Annotated in this window: 10 protein-coding genes; 7 read left to right on the top strand and 3 right to left on the bottom strand. The window is 47.8% G+C overall.

Features of this window, described 5'->3' with window-relative positions; translation table 11 throughout:
- Positions 1-18 precede the first annotated feature (18 nt).
- Positions 19-111: an IS3 family transposase gene (locus CHL76_RS17515; RefSeq protein ID WP_416171864.1), complete on the top strand. Its 93-nt coding sequence runs from the start codon at positions 19-21 to the stop codon at positions 109-111.
- A 122-nt stretch (positions 112-233) separates the two neighbouring features.
- Here CHL76_RS17515 and CHL76_RS15285 read toward each other — a convergent pair whose 3' ends face one another.
- Positions 234-1,001 (bottom strand): 3-hydroxyacyl-CoA dehydrogenase, encoded by a 768-nt coding sequence (locus CHL76_RS15285; protein WP_094909036.1) that lies wholly within the window; start codon positions 999-1,001, stop codon positions 234-236.
- 207 nt (positions 1,002-1,208) lie between these two features.
- Here CHL76_RS15285 and ytvI point away from each other — a divergent pair, with 207 nt between their 5' ends.
- The 3 genes from ytvI to CHL76_RS15270 all read left to right on the top strand — a co-directional run bounded on the left by ytvI (position 1,209) and on the right by CHL76_RS15270 (position 4,411).
- The gene (gene ytvI / locus CHL76_RS15280; protein ID WP_079474306.1) at positions 1,209-2,321 is read left to right on the top strand and encodes a sporulation integral membrane protein YtvI; all 1,113 of its coding nucleotides are present in this window, start codon (positions 1,209-1,211) and stop codon (positions 2,319-2,321) included.
- 137 nt (positions 2,322-2,458) lie between these two features.
- Complete coding sequence (locus tag CHL76_RS15275) at positions 2,459-3,946, top strand: aldehyde dehydrogenase family protein (RefSeq protein WP_158219203.1); 1,488 nt, start codon at positions 2,459-2,461, stop codon at positions 3,944-3,946.
- A 36-nt stretch (positions 3,947-3,982) separates the two neighbouring features.
- Positions 3,983-4,411, top strand: coding sequence for a hypothetical protein (locus tag CHL76_RS15270; RefSeq protein ID WP_094909034.1), 429 nt, complete (start codon positions 3,983-3,985; stop codon positions 4,409-4,411).
- Positions 4,412-4,423: 12 nt separating this feature from the next.
- Here the strand turns inward: CHL76_RS15270 and CHL76_RS15265 are convergent, their stop codons facing one another.
- Together CHL76_RS15265 and CHL76_RS15260 are read right to left on the bottom strand one after the other, a co-directional pair.
- Complete coding sequence (locus CHL76_RS15265; protein ID WP_158219202.1) at positions 4,424-4,819, bottom strand: nucleoside deaminase; 396 nt, start codon at positions 4,817-4,819, stop codon at positions 4,424-4,426.
- Positions 4,820-4,852: 33 nt separating this feature from the next.
- Positions 4,853-5,524, bottom strand: a complete 672-nt coding sequence (locus CHL76_RS15260) for an MBL fold metallo-hydrolase (protein WP_079474302.1) — start codon at positions 5,522-5,524, stop codon at positions 4,853-4,855.
- Between the two features lie 155 nt (positions 5,525-5,679).
- Between CHL76_RS15260 and CHL76_RS15255 the strand changes: the two genes are divergently transcribed.
- The 3 genes from CHL76_RS15255 to CHL76_RS15245 all read left to right on the top strand — a co-directional run bounded on the left by CHL76_RS15255 (position 5,680) and on the right by CHL76_RS15245 (position 9,197).
- Positions 5,680-6,039 (top strand): DUF1499 domain-containing protein, encoded by a 360-nt coding sequence (locus CHL76_RS15255; RefSeq protein WP_079474301.1) that lies wholly within the window; start codon positions 5,680-5,682, stop codon positions 6,037-6,039.
- A 99-nt stretch (positions 6,040-6,138) separates the two neighbouring features.
- Positions 6,139-7,161, top strand: a complete 1,023-nt coding sequence (locus CHL76_RS15250; protein WP_094909033.1) for an ABC transporter substrate-binding protein — start codon at positions 6,139-6,141, stop codon at positions 7,159-7,161.
- Positions 7,162-7,163: 2 nt separating this feature from the next.
- Complete coding sequence (locus CHL76_RS15245; protein WP_079474299.1) at positions 7,164-9,197, top strand: iron ABC transporter permease; 2,034 nt, start codon at positions 7,164-7,166, stop codon at positions 9,195-9,197.
- Positions 9,198-9,229: the final 32 nt, after the last annotated feature.

The following is a 9,229-nucleotide window of genomic DNA, read 5'->3' as shown; positions in this document are numbered from 1 at the left end:
ACCATTATACTAGAAAACGTGCAGACGTACATGTATTATTACAATTATCAGCGACCCTTTACGAAATTAGCCTTCCACACGCCGGTGGAATACCGAACGGCAGAAGGCTAGGTGCTTTATCTTGTCTCATATTTCTAGGTCAGTGCACATACGACGTTGGGGGTGTTTTTTCCTGTCTCATATTATGGGGTCACTCTAGTCACTCTAAAATGCCAAGCCCGGGTGTTCTTTTATTATTTTGGAGGCATGCGGAGAGCCCCGTCCAAGCGGATCGTTTCTCCGTTTAGCATCGCATTGTGAATAATTTCTTTTACGAGCGAAGCGTACTCAGTTGGAAAGCCGAGTCTTCTTGGAAAAGGAACATTCTGTCCCAGCGTCTGCCTTGCTTTTTCAGGAAAGGACATATAAAAAGGCGTTTCAAACAGGCCGGGCGCAATTGCCACGACGCGTATGCCAAACTCTGAAAGCTCTCTGGCAGCCGGCGCCGTAAGACTCCAGATGCCTCCTTTAGAGGCGCTGTAGGCAGCCTGCCCGACCTGGCCTTCATAGGCCGCAATCGAAGATGTATTAATAATGATGCCTCTTTCTCCCTGTTCGTTTGGTTCATTATGTCTCATCGCATCTGCCCCGAGCCGGAGCATGTTAAACGTCCCGACCAGATTCGTCTGTATAACACGGTTGAAGTGTTCGAGTGAATGCGAATCTTTTTTATTTAAAATCTTCTCTGCCAGGCCTAGAGCGGCGCAGTTGACAACCCCATCAATACGCCCGAATGTCTCTATTGTTTCATCGATCGTTGCTTTTCCTTTTTCATCTGAAGTAACGTCCATTTCGATAAAGATGGCGCTGTCGCCAAGCTCTTTTGCTCTTTTTCGCCCCGGGCGCACCTCAAAATCGGCAATGACCACTTTCGCTCCGTTTTCTACAAGCATATTCGCTGTTGCCCCGCCAAGGCCGGATGCCCCTCCCGGCAGTAAAAAAACTTTTCCGTTAATTTCCATGCTGCTTCCTCCCCTGTCTGTTCCTAAAGTGTAAGCCACTACTCCTATTCTACCTTATAATTACCCTAAAGAACTATTTATCAAAAGTATATCTTCCTCCCTTTTCGGGAATATTAAAAAAACGTGTAGATTCTTTTTTATAGCGGGAAGGTTATAATAAGAAAAGATAGATAGTACGTCCGCTAAAGGAAAGGGATGGAATGGCCCATGAAACAAACGACTGGCTGGATGATTCTGCGTTTTGTCATCGTTATAATAGCCGCTTTCGCTCTGGCGTGGGCGATTGGCAAAATTTTTTCCTATACGTATCCTTTTTGGATCGCGGCTTTTTTCGCCTGGATGCTCATGCCGCTTACGAAGTGGCTTCATTATAAATTACGCCTGCCGAATGGAATAGCTGCTCTTTTAGGGTTGTTGCTTACATTAAGCATTGTCGGGGGCATTGTTACCGGATTGATCTTTCTGTCTATTGAAATATTTAACGTGATTGCAGAAAAGGGCCCTGCCTGGATGGAGAGTACCTTTCAGCAGATGCAGAATTTCTACAACGAAAATATTCTTCCCTTCTGGGAAAGAGTAACAGGAGCAGCTTCCGGCCTCGGCGGCCAGTCGTCTGTAGACCAGGGAATAGCCCAGCTCGGAAGTCAACTGGGTTCTGGCCTTGGCTCAGTCGCCCAAACTATTGCCGACGCTTTGACCCAATTAATTTTAGGAATTCCAACGCTTCTGATCGTGCTGTTATTTATCGTATTAGCTATATATTTCATCGGAAAAGATTGGAACCGCTACGCCGGAAAAATGAAATTGGCTCTACCTCCCTTTATCATTGAGCGGCTGAAGGCTTTTTACCAGGCCATGTGGGCGAGAGTCTTTGGCTACATCCGGGCACAGCTTATTCTCATGTTCATAACGGGCGTCATCGTATTAATCGGGCTTCTTATTATGCGAGTCGAGGGGGCCTACTGGCTTGCGGCAGTTGTCGGGGTTGCTGAATTTCTTCCGTACTTAGGCACCGGCACTATTTTAATTCCGTGGGGCGTATACTTGATTATTACAGGCAACTTCGGCCTTGGGCTCGGACTGTTAATCCTTTACACTGTTACAATGATTGTACGGCAGATCATTGAGCCAAAGGTGCTCTCCTCGAGCATGAATCTGAATCCCCTTGCCGTTCTTGTATCTCTGTTCGCCGGGCTGCAAATGTTTGGAGCTGTCGGCCTGCTGGCGGGACCCGCTATTTTAGTTCTGTTTATCATCCTTTGGGACATCGGCGTTGCGAAAGACATCTCCCGCTTTATTCGATATGGCTTTGATAAATAAACTTGTACCTGTATAACGGAAAAGAGACCCCGTTTCGACTTGAAGGGGCTTCTTTTCCGTAACTTCTGTTATGATGGCTGCCAATAAGGGAACAAAGTATTATACTTAACTTTTATGATCTAGAAAGGGTGTCAGCATTGGAATCAACAATTGTTCATTCATCTAATGAAGAGGAAATACAATCCGCCTGGCGGAAAGCCGATGAAGCGTTCACTCCATGGGCTTCTTTAGCCATAGAAAAACGGCTGAGCTACATACAGCTGCTTCGTTTTACTATCAGCGAGCTTCGGGAGGAGATTGCCGATATTATCTCTACAGCTACAGGAAAGCCTCCCATCGAAGCGTTGGGTTCTGAGGTCATTCCGGTCCTTGAGGCCCTGCGCCATATTGAAAAAGAAGCTTCCGGTCTTTTTAACCGGGAACGCGTCAGAACTCCCATGATATTTATGGGGAAAAATTCGTCAATCATCCGCAAACCGCGCGGAAAAATTGTTATTATTTCTCCTTGGAATTTTCCGTTTCAGCTTTCTCTCATCCCGGTTGTTGAAGCTTTAACCGCAGGAAACTGTGTGCTTTTAAAGCCTTCGGAAGAAACACCGCTTGCCAGTCTGCTTCTGGAAAAAATCTCCGGCCTTTTTCCGGACGGGGTGTTTCAGGTCCTTCATGGCGGCGCTGAAACCGGCCGCTTAATGATTGAACAACAGCCCGACTATATTCACTTCACAGGCTCGGTCGCTACAGGAAAGGTTATTCAGAAGCAGGCCGCGGAGCATTTGATTCTCACTACTCTCGAACTCGGCGGAAAAGATGCGATGATCGTCCACGAGGACGCCAATGTGGAACGGGCTGCGAATGCTGCTGCCTGGGGTGCCTTTATGAACAGCGGACAGGTTTGTTTGTCTGTCGAGCGCGTAATCGTGCATGAAGATGTTCAGGAAGCTTTTTTAAACAGTGTACACCGCACCATTTCAAATCTTCGCCGCGAAGACAGAAAAGAATATGAGATCGGCCGTATGACTACAAAAAAACAGTGGGACATTGTTTACAGCCAGGTTCAGGAAGCGCTTGACCAGGGAGCCGAACAAATAGCCGGCAGGCCTCCTGAGCAGTGGGACAAACAGAGCCTGACGATCGAGCCGATTATTCTAACCGGGGTAAACAGAGAAATGCGTGTGTGGAAGGAAGAGACTTTTGGTCCTGTATTTTCTGTCCGCACTTATTCTAAAATAGATGAGGCCCTTGAGCTGTTCCACGATACAATTTATGGCTTAAGCGGGTCGGTCTTTACTGCCGATCAGGAGCTTGCGGCCAGCATTGCCGCAAAGGTCCGCACAGGCAATTTCATGATTAATGATGTTATTTCCCACGCTGCCAATCATTACCTTCCTTACGGAGGGGCAAAGCAGAGCGGTATTGGCTCCTACCATTCTACCGCTGGCATGCGCTCATTCAGCATTGAAACTTCTGTTATGAGCGCCCGTGGCAGCATGAACAGCGAAATTTTATGGTATCCTTATGAAGGAAAGTTCGAATCACTTTCACAGATCATCGACTATTACTATGGCAGAAACCGCAACTGGAAATCATTTTTGCAAACGTTTATGGGCCTCACACGCCGGCCGTAATGCTGATGGTTTCCTCCTGCCTCTAGGAGCATGAAAATGGGACGCTATTCAAAATGGAAACAACTAGCACCGAAACAGCTGTGGGCCCGCATCAAGCAGACGCTGCAGCCCGCCTCTGAGGGCGGGGCAAACTCAAACAGCAGGCTGGACCGGCGGCGTCAGCATAAAGAGCTTCAAAAGGATACACGCCTGTATAAAACCTCGCTTTATGCGTTTTATACAATGTGTGTCCTGCTGATGCTTATGCCGTTTGTTTATTTTCTTCCGTGGCCTTCCATTGCCACCTGGCTGGTGGTACTAATTCTGCTTACGCTTGGAACCACAACAACTCTCGCTGCCGTCACAATAAAAAAGCAGTCACATCATGTGCCGCTTTTATACATGTGGCTTATCCTGCTCATGTCTGCAGTATTATTAATAATCTATCTGGGTATCCTTATTTACTTCCGGTTTTTTCTGCTTTAGCTGCCCCGGCTCCTATTCCAAATACGGATCGAGCTCTTTATCCAGCAAAGGTTTATATCGCAGCTCGTAGGTGGTTTCGGGCACTGGAAGGAGGCCGGCATTTTCGGCCTCCTTTGCAGTTTTTGCCGTATATACTACCGGGATGCCGCTCCAGTTAATGGCAGCTTCACACATCGGGCACGGCTCCCCGCTCGTATAGAGCTCGCAGTCACTTAGATCCGGAGTTTTTAAGAGCCGCGTTGCAGTCCGTACTGCCTCAAGCTCGGCATGAGTCGTCGGATCAAAGGTTTCAAACCCTTTATTTCCTTCCTCTGCCACCACTTCATCATTGCGGATGATTACGCAGCCAAAGGGGTCCCCTTTTCCTTCTTTTTTTACCTTCTGTGCCAGCTGAACCGCTCGTGTCATAAAAGCTTCATTATACATAATTGGGCAGGCTCCTTATACTTTAGACTGATACTCATTGACAAAAGCGCTGTACAAGTGTTGTGAATATTGCAGGTCTTCGCCGTGACAAATGGATAATTTCCCGGGGGCGACCTTCTGGATGGTTTTTGTACTCCGCATTGCCCGATCCATGTTAGCAGTAAATTGTTTCATCGGAGGCCCGATACGGCCGTTTTTGGAAGTAATCATGTCACCGGTAATCAGCACATCATCTTTTTTGTGATAATAAGCAGTATGTCCCGGCGAATGCCCTGGCGTAAAATAAGGGTCAATGCCCATCATCGAGTGAAAAACACCACGGCTGTCCCCCGGCAGCTGCTTTACAGAAAATCCTTTTGTATAATCAGTCGGTTTTTTTCGGTTTGGATAAGGCTTTTCCCCTGTTATGTAAGGAACTTCGAGCCCATGAATATATACAGGCGCATTTACTTTTTCCTGGATATAAGCGAGTCCGCCTACATGGTCCGGGTGACCGTGGGTTAATAAAATCATCTGGACCCGGCCAAAACGTGCCGCTTCTTTTAATATCCTCGGTGCCATCGGTCGTATGCCTGTATCGATAATTATTGACCCGTTCTCATGCTTCACGACCCAGGCGCTGATGGTAATGCCTATTTTCATGTGTATCTTAATGATATTTTCACTCACCTGGCTGACTTTCACCATCTTCGATCCACTCCTTTCTCCCTTTCTCCTTCCCTTCTTGTGCCCGATTAACGCTTTATTTTTCCGGGAAAGAGAATAACACTGTTTTTTCTAATCATCTGCTTACAGTGTACACAATATTGCATACAAAATTCTACCGCGAAAGGATGTAATTTATGCTTTCACCCTGCCCTAACAGCCCAAATTGTGTTTCCACCATGAGCTCCCCCGAAGACAAACGGCATTACATGGAGCCTATATATTATTCAGGCCACCCTGAAAAAGCTAAAAGCACGGTCCGGCGTATCCTTGGCCAACAGAAGCATGCAGAAATTATTCATGAAGATGAAAATTATATAACGACTATTTTCACTACCCCGTTACTGAGATTTAAGGACGACGTCGTTTTTTATTTCGGAAGTCCCGGACACGTTCATTTTCGTTCGGCTTCAAGAATCGGAAAGGGCGACATGGGGAAAAATAAAAATAGAATGAAAGAAATTACTGCCCAGTTTTATGATCAAATTAATGAATAATAATTAGTGTAAATTACTTATTTTTATTGAATTATTCCCCCTTCTATAGTAAAGTCGGTTTTGATATTGATAATCTTTTTCAATTAGGGGGATATACATATGAAACTAAAAACGTTTTCAGCTCTTTTAACAATACCTGCTCTGTCATTTTCGCTTGCTGCCTGCAGTTCCTCAGGCGACAACGGCGGTTCGGAGGATTCCGGGAGCACAGAGAGCTCCTCTGAAAACAGCGAATCTGTGACGGTGACGGATGGGTATGACAACGAAGTGACACTCGAAGAAACACCTGAAAACGTAGTCGCTCTCGAATGGGTGTATGCAGAAGACCTTCTCGCCTTAGGCATGCAGCCTGCCGGTATCGCTGATCTCGATGGTTACAACGATTATTTAGCTGATATCGAGCCGGCGCCATCCGAAGATGTCCAGGATGTAGGAACGAGGCAGGAACCAAGCCTTGAGCACATTGCCGAACTCGAGCCCGATTTAATTATTACTGCCGGCTACCGGCATGAAGGCATCAAAGAAGAGCTGGAGGAAATTGCTCCTACACTGATGTATAACCCGTATCCTGCCGAAGGCGAAGGCAACCAGTATGAGGAAATGGAGGCCACTTTCGAAAGCATTGCCAAAGCTGTCGGCGAGGAAGACAAAGCAGCACAGGTTTTAAATGACCTGGACGAAACATATGATGAGCTGTCGACAGAAATTGAAGATGCCGGCCGCAGCGATGAAGAAGTACTGCTTTCTCTTTCCTACCTGGCCAACGAAAACGTAACCTTCCGCCTGTTTGCCGACAATTCTCTTGCTGCCCAGACAATGGAGCAGATCGGCGTTGATAATGCTTATGAGTCAAGGCAATTCGAAGAATACGGCTACACGGAAACGAGTGTTGATGCTCTTGAAAATTATCAGGACCAGACATTTATAGATATCCCCACGCCGGAGGGCGATCGTGGTACGATTGAAGAAACATTGAATAACAATGAAGTCTGGAACAGTCTTTCATTCGTCCAAAACGATAATGTCCACCGTCTGCCGAGCTCCACATGGCCTTACGGCGGGCCCCTTTCATCCGAAGTATTTGCCGAAGAGGTGGCTGACACTTTAACAAGTGAGGAGTAATTATGAATTCATCGATGTTCGCTTCAAGAGCTGTTCTGCTATATAGTGGCGGAGCAGCTCTTCTCTTAATGCTGATATACTTGCATCTTGCACAAAGCACGGGTAATTTTTCAATACTGGCCTGGTGGGAACTTTTGCGGCACACCGATTCTACAGAGAGCAGCATTTTTCGGACGGTCTATTTACCGAGGATTGTCATCGGTATCCTCTCAGGGATAGCTCTGGCTGCGTCAGGCGTTATTTTTCAAACGATCACGAAGAACCCGTTGGCCGCTCCGAGTACACTTGGCGTTCATGCTGGTGCCTATTTCTTTATTGTAGCTTTCGCCACGATACTGCCCGACTGGCTCGGCTTGAGCGGCTTTCTCGCCGCATTTGCAGGAGGCTGTCTGGCTGCTTTGATGGTCTTTACGATGGCTGGGGGGCTCGAAGCTACGCCCGTACGAATGGCGCTGGCCGGTCTCGTTTTGTCTATCGCCTTTTCCTCCTTTACCGCGGTTCTGCAGATATTTTTTGAAGTTCAAACCGCCGGCTTGTTTTTATGGGGTAACGGCACTCTTGTACAGCAGGACTGGAGCGGCGTCCGCTTTGTATTTCCAGTACTGCTCTTACTTTTATTTCTTGCGTTCTTTTTCGCTCCCCGCCTCGATATTCTGCTGCTTGGCAGAAACCAGGCGGCCACGCTCGGAGAGAATGTAAGGGTAACTCAAGCATGTATGTTTTTCCTTGCCGTAGGCCTTACAGCTATTGTCGTAAGTGTTGTCGGTCCTATCGGTTTTATTGGCCTCGTGGCGCCTCATTTAACACGTTTAATGGGCTACCAGCTGCATTCAACTTTATTGTTTGGCTCTATGCTCTGGGGGGCTGTGCTTCTAATAGGAGCGGACGTGCTGGGCCGGGCTGTGGATCCCTCTCTCAGTGAGCTTCCCGTCGGCGCAGTTACATCAATAATCGGCGCTCCGTTCCTCGTATGGCTCATTTTAAAGCACCGGGGCTCGTTTTTCGGTACAGAACAACAGAGTGCTATTGGCGGGGGGCGTCAAAGCCGGGGGCTGAAATATCCTGTTGTTTTAGCATGTGCTGTTATGTTTACTGCTCTTGTCTTTTTTGCGGGACTGGCCGGTGGGTCCACAGGGTTTAGTTTCGTTGACACGTGGAAGGCCCTATTTTCAGAAGAGAGCAGCGGCCAGCGGTTTATTATATTCGATTTAAGACTCGGACGGCTGTTAACGGCGCTTGCTGCCGGCATGCTGCTGGCACTAAGCGGCATGCTGTATCAAGGTATTCTGCGCAATCCCCTCGCAGACCCTTCAGTGCTCGGTGTCACTTCAGGTGCAGGTGCTGGGGCGCTGTTTGTACTTTTTCTTTTCAGGGACATTCCTGCTGCCTTTATTCCACTCGGTGCCATAGCCGGGGCTTTTGCAGCGGTAGGCGTAATCTTATTTTTCTCCTGGAAAACTAAATTTCACCCCGCTGTACTTGCTCTGCTCGGTATCGCCCTGTCAGCTGTGGGTGGCGCCCTGTCACAAATTATGATTACCCGTTTTAATTTAAACGCCGCCGCAGCTTTAACGTGGCTTTCCGGCAGTACGTATGCGACCGGCTATGAAGAGCTCCAGCAGTTTCTGCTGCTTCCGCTTGCCATAAGTATACCGCTTGTCTGGTATTTGGCTCCTTCATTAAATGTGCTTGCACTCGGAGATCAGACAGCGATCGCTCTCGGAGAACGTTTAACCTTTGCACGCTGGGCCGCCGTACTACTTGCCACCTTCTGTGCGGCCATGGCAGTAGCTGCTGTTGGCACGATCGGCTTCATCGGGCTTGTCGCACCCCATTTAGCACGCATGCTTGTTGGCCAGGATTATATGCGTATTTTTCCCGTAGCGCTGTTTATTGGCGGCTCACTTCTCGTATTTTCCGATACAGTGGGCCGGACAGTACTCGCTCCTGACGAAATCCCCTCCGGGCTTGTAGCTGCTTTGATCGGCACACCATTCTTCTTGTGGCTGATGCATAAAAGCTCCAGGACAAAATAATTGAACAAAAAAAGCCAGGAGCTTCCGCGCTG

It is taken from the genome of Marinococcus halophilus (assembly GCF_002265875.1).
Lineage (GTDB): Bacteria > Bacillota > Bacilli > Bacillales > Marinococcaceae > Marinococcus > Marinococcus halophilus.
This window is presented reverse-complemented; position numbering and strand designations above follow the sequence as displayed.

Excerpts from the sequence above, each read along its gene's own strand:
- CHL76_RS15285 (WP_094909036.1), bottom strand. The coding sequence starts at position 1,001 with ATGGAAATTAACGGAAAAGTTTTTTTACTGCCGGGAGGGGCATCCGGC.
- ytvI (WP_079474306.1), top strand. The coding sequence starts at position 1,209 with ATGAAACAAACGACTGGCTGGATGATTCTGCGTTTTGTCATCGTTATA.
- CHL76_RS15270 (WP_094909034.1), top strand. The coding sequence starts at position 3,983 with ATGGGACGCTATTCAAAATGGAAACAACTAGCACCGAAACAGCTGTGG.
- CHL76_RS15265 (WP_158219202.1), bottom strand. The coding sequence starts at position 4,819 with ATGACACGAGCGGTTCAGCTGGCACAGAAGGTAAAAAAAGAAGGAAAA.
- CHL76_RS15260 (WP_079474302.1), bottom strand. The coding sequence starts at position 5,524 with ATGGTGAAAGTCAGCCAGGTGAGTGAAAATATCATTAAGATACACATG.
- CHL76_RS15255 (WP_079474301.1), top strand. The coding sequence starts at position 5,680 with ATGCTTTCACCCTGCCCTAACAGCCCAAATTGTGTTTCCACCATGAGC.
- CHL76_RS15250 (WP_094909033.1), top strand. The coding sequence starts at position 6,139 with ATGAAACTAAAAACGTTTTCAGCTCTTTTAACAATACCTGCTCTGTCA.
- CHL76_RS15245 (WP_079474299.1), top strand. The coding sequence starts at position 7,164 with ATGAATTCATCGATGTTCGCTTCAAGAGCTGTTCTGCTATATAGTGGC.